This is a genomic window from Rhizobium sp. BR 249 (assembly GCF_047445895.1).
Taxonomy (GTDB): Bacteria; Pseudomonadota; Alphaproteobacteria; order Rhizobiales; family Rhizobiaceae; genus Rhizobium.
In genome coordinates, this window is sequence record NZ_JARWKX010000016.1 from 62,804 (window position 1) to 78,561 (window position 15,758).

The window sequence follows — 15,758 nt, forward strand, 5'->3', positions numbered from 1 at the left end:
GCTGCACACTTTTGCGCGACATGCTTTAGGTCTCGATCCGCCCCTGCCCGACGAGCCAGCCGACCGACTCCTGCACCGCCTGCAGGGATGTATATCTCGGGGTATAGCCTAACAAGCGGCCGGCTTTGGCAATCGAGCAATTCGGGCTGCGGGCGATATGCTCCCATGTCGCTTCCGCATCCTCGGCCACCTGGCCTTCGGCCCAGTGATCGAATGGCGAGAAGGTGAGCTTCGGCTCGTGCCCGAACCATCGCGACATGGCCTCCGCGTAGCCGCGAAGTGTCAGCGCCTGCTCCGAAACCGCATGGAAACTCTCGCCGGTCGAGGCATTCCAATTGGCGATCGCACCCATGAACATGGCGGCCACGTCGTCGGCATGGACGTGATGAACGGTCTCCAGGCCGAAATTGGGCAGAGCCAGCGTCTCGCCCCGGGCAAGGGTGGAAAAAACCTGCAGGTTGAAATTGCCGGCCGGATTGAGCGGCGCCCATCCGGGGCCGACGATGTGGCCGGGATGAATGATGGTCGCGGGAAATGCCTGAAGTCTTGCCTGCTGCAGCAGATAGGCCTCGATCGCCGCCTTCTGAACGCCATAGTCACCGAAGGGAGACTTCGGCGCATCTTCCCTCGTCGGCACGGCCACGGGGTAGCCATGCGTCCAGATCGTGCCGGTATGCAGGAAATGGCCAACATGGCCTGACAGCGCCGTCACCAGCTGTTTTGCGCTTTCCAGCGTGAAGCAGATCATGTCGATGACGATATCGGCTTTCACTCCGCGTACGGCCGGGCCAAATTCACCGGTCCGCTCCATTGCCGCCCGATCCATCTGCCGCTGATCGACAGAGGCCCAGGCGCGGTTTGCCGTATAGGGCTTCGCCGCGCCGCGGCTGATGGTGATGACCTCGTGACCTGCCTCGACCAGGCGGGGCACGAGATAGGTGCCGACATGGCCCGTCGCTCCGATTACCAAAACCCGCATCACCATTCCTCCCTTGGCATGATCCGCGTCGAATATGTGGCGTGGCTGCGCGGTTCTGCAAGGAGACATTTCGTCATCGGAAACGGGTGGAACGGCAGCGCTATCTATTCTTAAATACGAGGCAGGTGCCGCCACGCTTGCGGATCTGGGTGCAGACGTCATTGGCTTCCACGCGTGTCTGCCTGGCGATGCGGGCAACATAACGCGGGCGAAAACCGAAGCTGCGGTCGCGCTGGCGGAGAATCAGCGGCTGCTCCGCATTCAAGGGCGCGGGCAGATCCTGCACGGCATCGAGGAACAGGCGCCGGGCCATCGCGACATCGGCATGCGCCGCAAGCTGGACGCCCCACGGAGCCCAATCGCCTTCCGGACGCCAGGGCGCGTCTCTCAAAGTCCGCCTTTCGGCAAGCGCCACGCAGCTGTCGAGGAAGGACTTGTCCTTGTCGAGCGGGGCAGCCGCTTCTTCCGGCGGGTTATCCTTCCATTCCTCGACCGTGTGCGCCGTGATCGCCACGACATAGCTGCGCGTCTCGTAAGGTAATCTTCCTGACGTAAGATAGGAGGCGAGACCGCTTTCGCCGGCATTGTAAGCAGCGGCGGCAAGGCCGAGATTGCCGAAACGGTTGCGCAATTCATCGAGATATTGCGCCGATTTCCTGAGCGCTTCCAACACCTGATAGCTGTCTTCGAGGCCGCGGAGCTTTGCCGTTCCCGGCATGAACTGTGCAATCCCCTGCGCGCCTTTGATGCTGACCGCATCGGGGCGAAAGGTGCTCTCCCGCCAGATGAGACGGGCAAAATAATCCGGCGGCAATTGATTGGCCTCGGCGAAATGCTCGATCGCCACGCAGAGATCGTAATTGAAGCTCTCCTTGCGGATACAGAGCGTCTCGCCCGATGCCGACGCCGAAGGCCCCGAATAGAGACAGGCCGGCGACGCATCGCCGCCTTCCGGCTGGGCCTTTCCCGTGTCCTGAGAAAATAGGAGGCAGAGCGAAAGCAGGGCCTTCGCCGATCTTCTCCCAATGCCGGACTGACGCTTTCGCCCTCTCATCGGATCTCAGCAGGTTCGACCTTCCATCGCGACGCTGAATCCTAGATAGCATCGATGACGTCTCGACGCTTCCCCAATTCCATATCTGCGCCTGAATTCAAGCTGATACGAAAAAGCCGCCGGACCATATGGCCGCGGCGGCTTGAGGAACAGCTTGAACCAACGATCAGGCCGTCGGCTGCTTCGTCTTCCTGAGATAGGGCAGAACCGTATCGAAGGAGCCGAACCGCGTGATCGCGTCTTCGTTGGAAACGGCGGCAGTGATGATGACGTCCTCGCCCTGGTTCCAGTTCGCCGGCGTCGCCACCTGATGCTTGGCCGTCAGCTGGATGGAATCGATGGCGCGCAGGATCTCGTTGAAATTCCGGCCCGTCGTCATCGGGTAGGTCAGGATCAGCTTGATCTTCTTATCCGGGCCGATGATGAAAACCGAACGCACCGTCGCATTGTCGGCAGGCGTGCGGCCTTCGGAGCTGTCGCCGGCGCCGGCCGGCAGCATGTCGTAGAGCTTGGCGACCTTGAGGTCCTTGTCGCCGATCAGCGGATATTCGACGTCGAAGCCGGTTGCCGTCTTGATGTCGCCCTTCCACTTGGCATGGCTTTCGACGGGATCGACGGAGATGCCGATGATCTTGGCGCCACGCTTGGAAAATTCCCCCGCAAGGCCGGCCATCGCGCCGAGCTCCGTCGTGCAGACGGGCGTGAAATTCTTCGGGTGGGAGAACAGGACGGCCCAGCCGTTGCCGATCCAATCGTGGAAGCTGATTGGTCCCTGCGTGGTGTCGGCGGTAAAATCGGGGGCAATATCGTTGATACGCAAGCTCATGGTCGGCCCTCCAAAGCCTTGTGTTAAATCTCGTTCATCTCAAATCGAGGCCATGGGACCATCCGCCGGAAGCGGTCGCGAGGATGCAATCATCAAGGCAAGCGCCAACCGACGGTTAAACTTCCCATTCCAGGATTTTAACTAGATTATATATCACGATAACCGAAGGCATGCTCTTTCGATTTCCGGGCTGCTGCGGCATTATTTTTCCGGCAGATGCGCGATCGAAGAGGCAACTTAGCACCGCCATCACGCCAAGCTCAGGACAAGTGCCGACAGCACGGTGAAGAATTCCGGCTTTGCCGTGCGCCTGAAACTGCGGCATATCGATTAATTTTTAGGCATATCTATTTGTGCACAATTTTCAGGCTTATGCCTTGCCAAAATTGCTGCAGCGCGTCATAAATAGACGATGACGCACCGCGATCTGACAATACTGGTGATCGACGAAAATGCCATCCGCGCTTCCATCATCGAGGAAGGACTGCGCGAGGCAGGGCATGTGCGCGTCACCGTGGTGCACGAGGTAAACGGGATCGCTCGAATCATCGAAACGCTGATGCCCGACGTGATCATCATCGATATCGAGAACCCCAACCGCGACATGATGGAGCATCTGTTCCAGCTGACGCGCACGGTCAGCCGGCCGATCGCCATGTTCGTCGATCGCTCCGATACGGCCTCGATCGAGGCCGCCGTCGATGCCGGTGTCTCGGCCTATATCGTCGACGGCTTGAAGAAGGAACGCGTCAAGCCGATCCTCGACATGGCCGTCAGCCGCTTCAACGCCTTCAGCCGGCTGCGGCGGGAACTCGCAGATGCCCGCTCGGCGCTTGAGGAACGCAAGCTGATCGAGCGCGCCAAGGGCATACTCATGAAGATGCGCGGCCTGTCCGAAGAGGAGGCCTTCGCCCTGCTGCGCCAGACGGCGATGAACGAAAAGAAGAAGATGTCGGAAATTGCCCAGAGCGTCGTCACCGCCGCGGGACTTCTGATGTGATGACCGAACTGGCGAATTTCCGGAGGAAACCGGAGTGGATATGATGACTAATACCGCCAATTTCAGCGGCGGGCTGCCCTCGCCCGCACGTGTGAACAGTGAAGGGTCGAAAGTGCTGCGGGCGGGCTTCATTCCGCTCGTCGATGCATCGGTGCTGATCGCTGCGGTGGAATTCGGATTTATCAGGAAGGAAGGCCTGACGCTCGATCTCGTCAAGGACGTCTCCTGGGCGAATGTTCGCGATCGGCTGGCGTTCCGTCAATTCGATATCGCTCATATGCTGTCGCCGATGCCCGTCGCTTCCATGCTTGGCCTCGGCTCCAATCCCTCGCCGACGATTACGCCCTTCTCGCTGGGCCGCGGCGGTAACGCGATCACGCTGTCGGCGCGGCTTTTCGATCGGATGCGGAATGAGGCCGGATTGGCGGAAGCGGCAAACGCCCTCGACAATGCCCGTGCGCTGGCAACGGTACTGGCGGCAATGAAGGCGCGCGGAGAGCCGATGCCGACCTTCGGGGTTACGTATCCCTTCTCCTCGCACAATTACGAATTCCGTTACTGGCTGGCAGCCGGCGGCATCGATCCCGACAGGGACGTCAAGCTGGTCGTCGTACCGCCGCCCATGACTTCGGATGCGCTGGCGGCCGGCGCGATCGACGGATTCTGCGTCGGCGCTCCGTGGAACATGGTCGCCTCGGAGCGGGGCCTCGGCCGTATCGTCGCCGCCAAACAGGACATCTGGCCTTCGGCTCCGGAAAAGGTGATCGGAATGCGGCCGGATTGGACGGAAAGCCATCCGGAAACCGTTTCCCGGCTGATCGTGGCGCTCGATGCGGCGGCCCGCTGGTGCGACCGGTCGGAGAATCACGACGCGCTGGCGGCAGCGCTTGCCGACCCCCGCTATATCGCCGCCCCGGTCGACATCATCCGCCGCGTGCTCGCCGGCGAATTCAGCCTCGACGCCAAGAGCAACCGGCGCGTCATCCCGGATTATTTCCAGTTCCATGCCGGCTTCGCCAATTATCCAAGACCGAGCCATGCCTTGTGGATCTACAGTCAGATGATCCGCTGGGGACAGGCGGAGACCAGCCTCAACAAGGCACGGGCCGCGACGTCCGCCTACCGTCCGGATCTCTACCGTGCAGCTCTCGGCGACAAGAACGCACCCGATGACGCCGATATCCGCATCGAGGGCAGCGAAGAGGGCGACCGCTTCATGGACGGCAAGGTCTTCGATCCCACAGAGCTGCCGGGTTACGTCGCAGGCTTTGCCGTCAGGAGCGCCCTGTCCTTCACCCCCGGCAGCGACGAAATCTGATGCCGGGCCGGTCTGCACAAAACGCCAGCAACGATCGGCACTCGCCCTACCGCGGCGCACAAAAGATTTGCACACCTACCGCCAGCATGAAAAACAGGCAGGAAGCAGTTTGCCAGAAAATCCTTTGATTTCAATTGATTGCAAAAATTCAAGAGAATTGGCACGGGGCTTGCTTTGATAATACTGCACGGATCAACGGCGATCGGCGCAGAATGGGCACGCGAAAGCGCCCATAAGGGACACGGGAGTTACGCTGCGACGCGAAGGTAAGTCGCAATGGATCAAATGTTCGGCAACCCGGCATCGGGATTGCATTGAGATAGATAGGCCGGAAGGCCAATGATTGGGCGCCCAACGGCGGGCGCCACCAGCAAAGCCGCTGATCAGGATAATTCGCGCGCCTCGTGCAAGCGCATCCTGATCAGCGGCTTTTTGTTTTAACCCTCAGCAATGGATCGGCACGACCTTGTCGGGCCACGGAGAAGCCATGTCTGTCATCGAGAAAGCGCAGCCCATGTCTGCCGGCGAACCAGCCAAAGCATTGTGGATCTCCACTCTTGCTTTCACCCTCTGTTTTGCCGTCTGGACGATCTTCGCGATCATCGGCATTCGCATCAAGCAGGACCTCGGTTTGAACGAAGCCGAATTCGGATTGCTGGTCGGCACACCCGTGCTGACCGGTTCGCTCGTGCGCATCGTCCTCGGCATCTGGACGGGGCGCTACGGCGGCCGTCTCGTCTACACGCTGACCATGCTTTCCGCCGCCCTGGCGACCTTTCTTCTCTCCTACGCTCAAACCTATCCGCAGATGCTGATCGCCGGCCTCGGCGTCGGCCTTGCCGGCGGCTCCTTTGCAGTCGGCGTCGCCTATGTCTCGCCCTTCTTCCCTGCGGAGAAGCAGGGAACCGCGCTCGGCGTCTTCGGCGCCGGCAATGTCGGCGCAGCCGTGACCAAATTCGCCGCTCCCTTCGTGCTGATCGCATGGGGCTGGCAGGCGGTCGCGCAGATCTGGGCCGTTGGCCTCGCGCTGATGGCGATCGTCTTCTGGTTCACCACGACCGATGATCCGGCTTTCCGTCTTCGCCGCGAACGCGGCGCCGCTTCCAAGAGCCTTGCCCAGGAATTCGCACCGCTGCAGAACGTTCAGGTCTGGCGCTTCTCGCTCTACTATTTCTTCGCCTTCGGAGGCTTCGTCGCCCTGTCCTTGTGGCTGCCGCGCTATCTGGTCGGCGTCTACGGCTTCAACCTGGAAACCGCCGGCATGGTCGCAGCCGCCTACTCCATTCCGGGCAGCATCTTCCGCGCCTTCGGCGGCGTGCTGTCGGACAAGAAGGGCGCGCGCAGCGTCATGTATGCGATGTTTGCCGTGTCGGCGGTCGCCACGCTCGTCCTGTCGCTGCCGGCTTCGACCATCACGCCTGTGGTCTTCATCGTCGTCATCTTCGTGCTCGGCTTCTTCATGAGCCTCGGCAAGGCTGCCGTCTACAAGCACATTCCGGCCTACTACCCTGAAAGCGTCGGCGCCGTCGGCGGCGTCGTCGGGATGATGGGCGGCCTCGGCGGCTTCATCCTGCCGATCGCCTTCGGCCTCCTGAAGGACATGACCGGCCTCTGGTCCAGCTGCTTCCTGCTGCTCTTCGCAATCGTCGCCATCTCGCTCATCTGGATGCACCTGTCCGTCAAGCAACTGTCGCGCCGGGCGCACTCGGCGCCCGTGGCTGCAACCTAATCCAAGGACTTGGACATATGACTGAAAAACTCGTCATCATCGGCAATGGCATGGCCCCGGGGCGCATGCTGGAGCACCTCTTCGAGCAGTCGCCCGGTCGCTATGAAGTTACGATCTTCAATGCCGAGCCGCGCGTCAACTACGACCGCATCATGCTGTCGCCTGTTCTCTCGGGCGAAAAGGACTACGAGCAGATCATCATTCATGGTGACGGCTGGTATATCAAGCACGGCATCACGCTCTACAAAGGCCATAGGATCATCAACATCGACCGTGACGCCAAGACCGTCACGTCAGACCATGGCGTCACCGAAAGCTACGACAAGCTGGTGATCGCCACCGGCTCCGTGCCCTTCATCATCCCGGTTCCCGGCAAGGACCTGCCCGGCGTCATCACCTATCGCGACCTCGACGACGTGCAGGCCATGCTGCTTGCCGCCCAGTCGCGTGAAAAGGCAGTCGTCATCGGCGGCGGCCTGCTCGGCCTTGAGGCGGCGGCCGGCCTTGCCCAGCGCGGCATGGACGTCACCGTACTGCACGTCATGCCGACGCTGATGGAGCGCCAGCTCGATCCGGCAGCCGGCTATCTCCTGCAGAAAGCGGTCGAGGAACGCGGCATCAAGGTGATCTGCAAGGCCAACACCAAGGCGATCATCGGCAACGGCAAGGTCGAGGGCATCGAACTCGACGACGGCCGCATCATCCCGGCAACGCTCGTCGTGATGGCAGTCGGCATTCGCCCGAGTGTCGGCCTGGCGAAAGACGCCGGCCTTGCGGTCAATCGCGGCATCGTCGTCGATGCCGGCATGCAGACTTCGGATGGCGATATCCTGGCGCTCGGCGAATGCGCCGAGGTGGGCGGCATGGTCTACGGCCTCGTCGCGCCGCTCTATGAAATGGCCCGTATCGCCGCCGCGCATCTCTCCGGCGATCGCTCGCCGGCCTTCGTCCACGCGGACACGCCAACCAAACTCAAGGTCACCGGCATCGAGCTCTATTCGCTCGGCGATTTCGCCGATGGCGACGACCGCGAGGAGATCGTGCTGCGCGATGCCAGCGCCGGCGTCTACAAGCGCCTGGTGCTGAAGGACAACAAGATCATCGGCACCGTGCTTTACGGCGAAACCGCCGATGGCGCCTGGTTCAACGATCTGAAGAAGAAGGCCACCGACATTTCCGAGATGCGCGAGACGCTTATCTTCGGACAGGCCTATCAGGGAGGGTCGCCGCTGGACCCTATGGCGGCCGTTGCAGCCTTGCCGGATGACGCGGAGATCTGTGGCTGCAACGGCGTCTGCAAGGGTAAGATCACCTCGACCATCACCAGCAAGGGGCTGACGTCGCTCGATGACGTGCGCGCCCATACCAAGGCATCCGCCTCGTGCGGCTCCTGCACCGGCCTCGTCGAGCAGTTGATGGCGCTGACGCTCGGCGACAGCTACAATCCGGCTGCCGTGCAGCCGATGTGCAACTGCACCGAACTCGGCCATGACGATGTCCGCCGGCTGATCAAGGCGAAGGGGCTGAAGACCATTCCGGCCGTCATGCAGGAGCTGGAATGGAAGACCTCCTGCGGCTGCGCCAAATGCCGGCCGGCGCTCAACTATTACCTCGTCTGCGACTGGCCGGACGAATATGCCGACGACTACCAGTCGCGCTTCATCAATGAGCGTGTGCATGCCAACATTCAGAAGGACGGCACCTATTCCGTCGTTCCCCGCATGTGGGGCGGCGTCACCAATTCGAACGAGCTTCGCGCCATCGCCGATGTCGTCGACAAGTTCGAGATCCCGCTGGTCAAGGTGACGGGCGGCCAGCGCATCGACCTGCTCGGCATCGAGAAGGAAGATCTGCCCGCCGTCTGGGCCGACCTCGGCAAGGCTGGCTTCATCTCAGGGCAAGCCTATGCCAAGGGCCTGCGCACGGTGAAGACCTGTGTCGGCTCCGACTGGTGCCGCTTCGGCACGCAGGATTCCACCGGGCTCGGCATCCGCATCGAGAAATTCATGTGGGGTTCCTGGACGCCGGCCAAGCTCAAGATGGCCGTCTCCGGCTGTCCGCGAAACTGCGCCGAGGCCACCTGCAAGGATATCGGGGTCATTTGCGTCGATTCCGGTTTCGAGATCCATTTCGCAGGCGCTGCCGGTCTCGACATCAAGGGCACTGAGGTGCTCGGCCTCGTGAAGAGCGAGGACGAAGCGCTGGAGCATATCGTGGCTTTGACGCAGATGTACCGCGAGCAGGCCCGCTACCTCGAGCGCATCTACAAGTGGGCCAAGCGCGTCGGCCTCGATGAAATCCGCCGCCAGATCATGGACGACGGCGAGAAGCGCAAAGCCTATTACGACCGCTTCGTCTTCAGCCAGAAATTCGCACAGGTCGATCCCTGGTCGGAGCGCGTTTCCGGCAAGGACAAGCATGAATTCAAGCCGATGGCGACGGTCGGCTATCCGCAGGCTGCCGAGTAAGGAGATTGATATGACCTGGCCCAATGAAAACTGGCATCCGATCGGTGACATCTCCGACATCCCGCTGCGCGGCGCGCGCTGCGTGAAGACGCCGCAGGGCAAGATCGCCGTCTTCCGCACGGCCGAAAACGAGGTCTTCGCCATTGAGGATCACTGCCCGCACAAGGGCGGCCCGCTCTCCCAGGGCATCGTGCATGCCAAGGCCGTCACCTGCCCGCTGCACAACTGGGTGATCTCTCTCGAAACCGGCAAGGCGCTCGGCGCCGACGAGGGCGCGGTGCGGACCATACCGATCCGCAATGAAGACGGCGCCCTCTTCATCGCGCTCGAAAGCCTGATGATGGCGGCGGAATAGATGACGACAGAGGTCAAGACCACCTGTCCCTACTGCGGCGTCGGATGCGGCGTGCTCGCCACGGTCGACGAGGCCGGCACGGTCAGCGTCAAGGGCGATCCCGAGCATCCGTCGAATTTCGGCCGGCTCTGCTCGAAGGGCTCGGCGCTTGCCGAGACGATCGATCTCGACGGCCGGCTTCTCTACCCCGAAATATCAGGCGAAAAGAGCGGCTGGGACGAGGCGCTTGATCTCGTTGCCCGGCGTTTTTCCGAAACGATCGCCAAATACGGGCCGGATTCGGTTGCCTTCTACGTCTCGGGCCAGTTGCTGACCGAAGATTATTACCTCGCCAACAAGCTGATGAAGGGTTTCATCGGCTCGGCCAACATCGACACCAACTCGCGGCTCTGCATGTCCTCCTCCGTGGCGGGGCATCGCCGCGCCTTCGGCGCCGATACGGTGCCCGGCACCTATGAGGATATCGAACTGGCGGATCTGGTGGTCCTGACCGGTTCCAACCTTGCCTGGTGCCATCCCGTCATCTACCAGCGGCTTGCAGCCGCAAAGGCGGCGCGGCCAAGCATGCGGATCGTCGTCATCGATCCGCGCCGAACGATGACATGCGATATCGCTGACCTGCATCTGGCAATCCGCCCGGATGGCGACGTCGCGCTGTTCATGGGACTGCTTGCCCATCTCGCAACGAGCCCGGCCATCGACCAGAACTATATCGCTGCCCATACGGAAGGTTTCGCCGAAGCTTTTGCGGCCGCCACAACGCTCGATATCAACGATCTCCTGGAACGGACCGGCCTGCCGGCCATGCAGATCCGGGAATTTTTCCGGCTGTTCGAGACGACCGAGAAAGTCGTGACCTGCTACAGCCAGGGCGTCAACCAGTCCTCCTCCGGCACCGACAAGGTCAATGCGATCCTCAACTGTCATCTCGCGACCGGCCGCATCGGCCGGCCGGGCATGGGACCGTTCTCGCTGACCGGCCAGCCGAACGCCATGGGCGGCCGCGAGGTCGGCGGCCTTGCCAACATGCTCGCCGCCCATATGGCGATCGAGAATCCTGAGGATCGCGACCGTGTGCAGCGCTTCTGGAACTCGCCGGTCATCGCCGCCAAGCCCGGCCTGAAGGCGGTCGACATGTTCCGCGCGGTCGCCGACGGGCGCATCAAGGCGCTCTGGGTCATGGCCACCAATCCCGTCGTCTCGATGCCGGATGCCGACAGCGTCGAAAGCGCGATCGCCGCCTGTCCCTTCGTCGTCGTATCCGACATCCTGAAAGAGACGGATACGACCCGGCACGCGCATGTGCTTCTACCCTCGCTCGGCTGGGGCGAGAAGGACGGCACCGTCACCAATTCCGAGCGGCGCATCTCACGGCAGCGGCCATTCCTTGACGTCCCCGGCGATGCAAAGGCCGATTGGTGGCAGCTTGCGGAAGTCGCCCGCCGCATGGGATTCGCCGACGCCTTCGACTTCGATGCGCCGGTCGGGATCTTTGCGGAACATGCCGCCCTCTCCGCCTTCGAAAATGACGGCAGCCGCGATTTCGACATCGGCGCCCGCGCCGATATTGCCGGCGGCGCCTATGACGAGCTTTCACCTTTCCAGTGGCCGCAGCCGGCAGGAGCCGCACCCGGCGTCACCCGTTTCTTCGCCGAAGGCGGCTTCTTCCATCCCGACCGCAAGGCGCGCTTCGTCGCGGTGCAGCCGCCCGCAACAGATCGCACCAATGCCGATTTCCCCTTCACGATGAATACCGGGCGCATCCGCGATCAGTGGCACACGATGACGCGGACCGGAAAGAGCGCGCGGCTCTCGGCCCATATCGCCGAGCCTTTCGCGGAAATCCATCCTCGCGACGCGATGGAGAACGGCATATCAAGCGCCGGTCTCGTCGAGATCGAAAGCTCCCATGGCAAGGCTGTCGTCCGCGCCCTAGTGACCGATCGCCAGGCGCGTGGCGGCATCTTTACGCCGATGCACTGGAACGATCAGTTCGCGGCAAAAGCGCGGATCGACGCTTTGGTCGCACCGATCACCGACCCCTTTTCCGGTCAGCCGGCCTCGAAGAACGTCGCCGTCGCCATTCGCCCCTTTGGCGCCACCCATTACGGTTTCGCCGTCTCGGCCGTAAAACCTGCTATGTCCGACGCCGGCTATTGGGCGCTGGCCAAAGCTGTCGGCGGCTGGCGGCTGGAGCTTGCTTTCAGCGAAGCCGTCGAAGACTGGGTAGCCTGGTGCCGCGCGGTCTTTGCCATTCCTGATGAAATCGAGCCGCTCGGCTATGCCGATCGGCAATCCGGCGACCTCAGGCTTGCCTTCTTCGATGGCGAGACCCTGCTTGCCGCGCTGTTCCTCGCACGCGAACCGGTCGCCGTCGCGCGCAACTGGGCGATCTCGCAGCTTACCATCTCTCATGGCGACCTCAGGAAGCGCTTCGCGCTCGTCGCAGGCCGTCCCGGGGCCGGCAGGCCGGATCCGGGTGCGACCGTCTGCTCGTGCTTCAGCGTCGGGGTCAATCAGATCGCCGCCGCCGTGCGCGGCGGATGCCACAGCGTCGAAGCGGTCGGCAAGGAAACGAGCGCTGGAACCAATTGCGGCTCCTGCCGCAGCGAAATCGGCAGGATCATCGATCGCTGTCTTGCCGCGGCCGCGGAGTGAAACCGCGCGGCCTGCCGTCAGGCCGCGTTCGAGACGATCAGCATTTTACGATCGGCGTCAATGCGGACGGAAAACTTGTCATAGGACGAGAGGGTCGGATGGGCCGTCTCCATCTCGTGCTGATGGGTTGCCGTGACGACCATGACATCGGCGCCGGCCGCCTCGCCGGCTGCAATTCCGGCGGCGACGTCTTCGAACACCAGGCAATCGCGCGTCCTGACACCCAGGCGTTCAGCGCCCAGAATGTAACATTGCGGATCGGGTTTTCCGGCCTTCACGTCCTCCGCCGTCACCATGAATTTCGGCTGCGGCAGGCCTGCCGCTTCCAGCCGCCGGCGGGCAAGGCGCAAGGGCGAGGACGTGACAATCGCCCAGCGATCCGGCGGCAGCGAACTCAGGAATGCCGCTGCCCCCGGAATGGCAACGACATCGCCGACATCGGCGATCTCAGCCTCTGTCACCAGTCTTGCTTCGTGTTCGGGATCGACCCCGGGCAGGTTCAGCCGGGTGATCGTATCGATGCCGCGCGAGCCGTGCATCTTCGGCAAAAAGTCCACGACATCGAGGCCATGGCGTCTTGCCCAGTCGCTCCACACGCGTTCAGCCGCACGGATCGAGTTGAGGATGGTGCCGTCCATATCGAACAGGAAGGCGGCATAAGGCTTCTCGAAGCCGCGGGGCATCGGCAGGGACAAAGGCGGATCCTTTTTAGGGAAGAGCATCGGATGAATGTCACTATCGCCCGATCAAACGGTAAATCATTGCCGTTTGCAAGCTTTCGCCCGGAGATGCCAGCCATATCTCCATCCGGAGACATTCATCAACGCAGCAGCTTCAGCGAACCCGTCAGCGAGCGTACCCACTTCGTCGGGCCGGCGAGCCCAACGCCTCATAGTCGCTATAGCTGTGGCGCTGAGGGCGCCTAAAAGGCTGTGCCGGTGGCGATCAGGTCGCAGGAGAGGCGCAAGCCAATCTGGTCGTGACACAGTTCATCGGCGCCAGCGGCAAGTTCCAGTTCGGCGGGAGCATCGGCGCGCAGATAGGCCTGCGCGACCGGATCGACACGCATGGGGACGGCGGTCCAAAGCGAGGGGCGGCTGACATCGAGCGCCGATATGCCGGCCTTTTCGCCGCCCAAGGCACATGAGGCGATCGCCATGCCGCTTGCCGTAAAGGCGATGGCAAGGGCGATCTGGAGACAGAGATCTGCGGCCTCGCGCAGGGAAACGAACATTGCGGCCTCATGCTGCGGATTGGGTTCTGTCATGCCACTAAGGCAGGCGACAGCGCCGATCCAGCGGCTTCACCCGTTAAGGTTTACGCCTAACCATGCGCCGGCATGCGGGCACCAGCGCAGGTTTTTCAGAAATTTCGGAACAATGATTCCGAGGGGCAGTTACCCAAAGGTCATCCCAGATGAAAATCAAAGGAGGATATCCTTATGACCAAATCCCTTATTGCCGCTTCGCTGCTCGCGATCGGCATGGCATCGTCAGCCTTTGCCCAGTCGAACCCGGATCCCATCGGGCCGACGAATGGCGGCTCGACCGATCCGAGTTCGGGTAACTATTCATCCGATTACACCAATGATGACAACGGCATGTATCCGGTGCGTGTCGCCCCGGTCGATCCGATGACGACACAGAGCATCGGCCGACCGCAGGCGATGGAATGCCCTGGCATGCCCCAGCAGATGTCGGGCGTCGACACGCGCGGCGGCCAGAGCGGCGCATCGATCAGCGAAGCCTGCCGCGAATACGACAACTGAGCAAGCCGACCTTCGCTTGCGTAAAAGGCCGGTTCACGCCGGCCTTTTTTCCGTCGTGACGGTGATGAAGAACGTCGTTCCGGATGAAACTTTTGATCCGGGCGTTCCGTACATCCGTAGGATGTCGCACAAATAGGGGGAACGGCTTCATTGGCAAAGGACGGGTCAAAACCGGTTATTCTCTGGTTTCGCAATGACTTGCGCCTTGACGACAACCAAGCTCTCAACGCTGCCCACCTCTCGGGGCGGCCGGTCATCCCGCTTTTTATCAGAGAAGCCGAAACAGGCGCCGCTCCGCTCGGCGCTGCCCAGGCATGGTGGCTGCACCATTCGCTCGAAGCACTCGACGGGTCGCTGCTCAAGCGGGGCGGACGACTGCTCCTTGCAAGCGGCCAGGCGCTGGAGGTGCTCTGCACCATCATCAGGGATAGCGGTGCCGAAGCCGTCTTTTGGAACCGGCGTTACGATCCGCCGGGGATCGCCGTCGACATCCGCATCAAGCACGAGCTGGAAAAGCAGGCGATAGATGCAAGGAGCTTCGGCGGTCAGTTGCTGCATGAACCCTCCAGGCTGATGACCGGCAGCGGCGCCCCCTATCGCGTCTACACGCCGTTCTGGCGGGCGCTGGAGAAGACCGGCGAACCGAAGCCGCCGCTGGACGCGCCATCAAAGCTGCGGCTGGCATCAAAACTTCCGGCGTCGGAAAGCCTGGCAAGCTGGAAGCTGCTGCCGACGAAGCCGGATTGGGCAAGAGATTTCGTCGATCTATGGACGCCAGGCGAAGAAGGCGCGCAGGAGAGGCTCGGCTCTTTCGTGGAGGAAGCTCTCGACGGTTACAAAGAAAACCGCGACTATCCTGCCAAGCAAGCGACTTCAATGCTGTCGCCGCATCTGGCGCTCGGCGAGATTTCCCCTGCCCGCATATGGGATGCGACGCGCGGCCTGTCGAGACGCGTGCCGGCATCCGACATCGTGCACTTCCGCAAGGAGATCGCCTGGCGCGAATTTTCCTATCACCTGCTCTTCCATTTCCCGCGACTTGCCTCGGCCAACTGGAACGATCGCTTCGACGGCTTCGAATGGCGCGATGATGGCGAGGGTTTCGAAGCATGGCGGCGCGGCATGACCGGCTATCCGATCGTCGATGCCGGCATGCGCCAGCTCTGGCGCCACGGCTGGATGCACAATCGCGTGCGCATGATCGCTGCTTCCTTTCTCATCAAGGACCTGATGATCGACTGGCGCCGGGGCGAAGCCTGGTTTCGGGATACGCTTGTCGATGCCGACCCGGCTAACAATGCGGCAAGCTGGCAATGGGTGGCGGGCTCGGGAGCGGACGCCTCGCCTTTCTTCCGCATCTTCAATCCGGTGCTGCAGGGGGAAAAATTCGATCCCGCCGGCGATTATGTCAGGGCTCACGTGCCGGAACTTCGAGGACTTGCGGCAAAATACATTCACCGGCCCTTCGAGGCGCCGAAGAGCGTACTCGACGAGGCCGGCATCATCCTCGGCCAGACCTATCCTGAACCGATCGTCGATCATGCCCGCGCCCGCGACCGGGCGCTCGCGGCCTATAAAGCCACGAGGGATGCCGCATGAAGCA

The 15,758-nt window shown here is 62.1% G+C and carries 13 protein-coding genes; 8 read left to right on the forward strand and 5 right to left on the reverse strand.

The genetic code is table 11. From position 1 onward, the window contains the following. Positions 1 to 25: 25 nt before the first annotated feature. From QD408_RS16365 to QD408_RS16375, 3 genes are all read right to left on the reverse strand, one after another. Positions 26 to 979, reverse strand: a complete 954-nt coding sequence (locus QD408_RS16365) for an NAD-dependent epimerase/dehydratase family protein (protein WP_088680964.1) — start codon at positions 977 to 979, stop codon at positions 26 to 28. Between the two features lie 100 nt (positions 980 to 1,079). Then, positions 1,080 to 2,033: a lytic transglycosylase domain-containing protein gene (locus QD408_RS16370; protein WP_414140025.1), complete on the reverse strand. Its 954-nt coding sequence runs from the start codon at positions 2,031 to 2,033 to the stop codon at positions 1,080 to 1,082. A 166-nt stretch (positions 2,034 to 2,199) separates the two neighbouring features. Then, positions 2,200 to 2,859 carry a peroxiredoxin gene (locus tag QD408_RS16375; RefSeq protein ID WP_088680966.1) on the reverse strand — a complete coding sequence of 220 codons (660 nt, stop codon included), beginning with the start codon at positions 2,857 to 2,859 and terminating at the stop codon, positions 2,200 to 2,202. 412 nt (positions 2,860 to 3,271) lie between these two features. Here QD408_RS16375 and QD408_RS16380 point away from each other — a divergent pair, with 412 nt between their 5' ends. The 6 genes from QD408_RS16380 to QD408_RS16405 all read left to right on the forward strand — a co-directional run bounded on the left by QD408_RS16380 (position 3,272) and on the right by QD408_RS16405 (position 12,387). Then, complete coding sequence (locus QD408_RS16380) at positions 3,272 to 3,859, forward strand: ANTAR domain-containing response regulator (RefSeq protein WP_414140026.1); 588 nt, start codon at positions 3,272 to 3,274, stop codon at positions 3,857 to 3,859. 34 nt (positions 3,860 to 3,893) lie between these two features. Further along, complete coding sequence (locus QD408_RS16385; protein WP_190237378.1) at positions 3,894 to 5,177, forward strand: CmpA/NrtA family ABC transporter substrate-binding protein; 1,284 nt, start codon at positions 3,894 to 3,896, stop codon at positions 5,175 to 5,177. Positions 5,178 to 5,664: 487 nt separating this feature from the next. Then, complete coding sequence (locus QD408_RS16390) at positions 5,665 to 6,906, forward strand: MFS transporter (RefSeq protein ID WP_088680969.1); 1,242 nt, start codon at positions 5,665 to 5,667, stop codon at positions 6,904 to 6,906. Between the two features lie 17 nt (positions 6,907 to 6,923). Further along, positions 6,924 to 9,374: a nitrite reductase large subunit NirB gene (nirB, locus tag QD408_RS16395; RefSeq protein ID WP_414140027.1), complete on the forward strand. Its 2,451-nt coding sequence runs from the start codon at positions 6,924 to 6,926 to the stop codon at positions 9,372 to 9,374. 10 nt (positions 9,375 to 9,384) lie between these two features. Continuing rightward, positions 9,385 to 9,729: a nitrite reductase small subunit NirD gene (gene nirD / locus QD408_RS16400; protein WP_088680971.1), complete on the forward strand. Its 345-nt coding sequence runs from the start codon at positions 9,385 to 9,387 to the stop codon at positions 9,727 to 9,729. Next, positions 9,730 to 12,387: a molybdopterin-dependent oxidoreductase gene (locus tag QD408_RS16405; RefSeq protein ID WP_414140028.1), complete on the forward strand. Its 2,658-nt coding sequence runs from the start codon at positions 9,730 to 9,732 to the stop codon at positions 12,385 to 12,387. Positions 12,388 to 12,404: 17 nt separating this feature from the next. On the opposite strand, the gene QD408_RS16410 is transcribed toward QD408_RS16405, so the two are convergent. Together QD408_RS16410 and QD408_RS16415 are read right to left on the reverse strand one after the other, a co-directional pair. Beyond that, positions 12,405 to 13,082 carry an HAD-IA family hydrolase gene (locus QD408_RS16410; protein WP_414140029.1) on the reverse strand — a complete coding sequence of 226 codons (678 nt, stop codon included), beginning with the start codon at positions 13,080 to 13,082 and terminating at the stop codon, positions 12,405 to 12,407. Between the two features lie 227 nt (positions 13,083 to 13,309). Beyond that, positions 13,310 to 13,621 carry a hypothetical protein gene (locus tag QD408_RS16415; protein WP_414140030.1) on the reverse strand — a complete coding sequence of 104 codons (312 nt, stop codon included), beginning with the start codon at positions 13,619 to 13,621 and terminating at the stop codon, positions 13,310 to 13,312. A gap of 207 nt (positions 13,622 to 13,828) precedes the next feature. Between QD408_RS16415 and QD408_RS16420 the strand changes: the two genes are divergently transcribed. Together QD408_RS16420 and QD408_RS16425 are read left to right on the forward strand one after the other, a co-directional pair. Beyond that, the gene (locus QD408_RS16420; protein ID WP_414140031.1) at positions 13,829 to 14,155 is read left to right on the forward strand and encodes a hypothetical protein; all 327 of its coding nucleotides are present in this window, start codon (positions 13,829 to 13,831) and stop codon (positions 14,153 to 14,155) included. A 150-nt stretch (positions 14,156 to 14,305) separates the two neighbouring features. Next, complete coding sequence (locus QD408_RS16425) at positions 14,306 to 15,754, forward strand: cryptochrome/photolyase family protein (protein ID WP_414140032.1); 1,449 nt, start codon at positions 14,306 to 14,308, stop codon at positions 15,752 to 15,754. The last annotated feature ends 4 nt before the right edge of the window (positions 15,755 to 15,758 follow it).

Coding starts and splice junctions, on each gene's coding strand:
- QD408_RS16365 (WP_088680964.1), bottom strand. CDS start 979: ATGCGGGTTTTGGTAATCGGAGCGACGGGCCATGTCGGCACCTATCTC.
- QD408_RS16370 (WP_414140025.1), bottom strand. CDS start 2,033: ATGAGAGGGCGAAAGCGTCAGTCCGGCATTGGGAGAAGATCGGCGAAG.
- QD408_RS16375 (WP_088680966.1), bottom strand. CDS start 2,859: ATGAGCTTGCGTATCAACGATATTGCCCCCGATTTTACCGCCGACACC.
- QD408_RS16380 (WP_414140026.1), top strand. CDS start 3,272: ATGACGCACCGCGATCTGACAATACTGGTGATCGACGAAAATGCCATC.
- QD408_RS16390 (WP_088680969.1), top strand. CDS start 5,665: ATGTCTGTCATCGAGAAAGCGCAGCCCATGTCTGCCGGCGAACCAGCC.
- nirB (WP_414140027.1), top strand. CDS start 6,924: ATGACTGAAAAACTCGTCATCATCGGCAATGGCATGGCCCCGGGGCGC.
- nirD (WP_088680971.1), top strand. CDS start 9,385: ATGACCTGGCCCAATGAAAACTGGCATCCGATCGGTGACATCTCCGAC.
- QD408_RS16405 (WP_414140028.1), top strand. CDS start 9,730: ATGACGACAGAGGTCAAGACCACCTGTCCCTACTGCGGCGTCGGATGC.
- QD408_RS16415 (WP_414140030.1), bottom strand. CDS start 13,621: ATGTTCGTTTCCCTGCGCGAGGCCGCAGATCTCTGTCTCCAGATCGCC.
- QD408_RS16420 (WP_414140031.1), top strand. CDS start 13,829: ATGACCAAATCCCTTATTGCCGCTTCGCTGCTCGCGATCGGCATGGCA.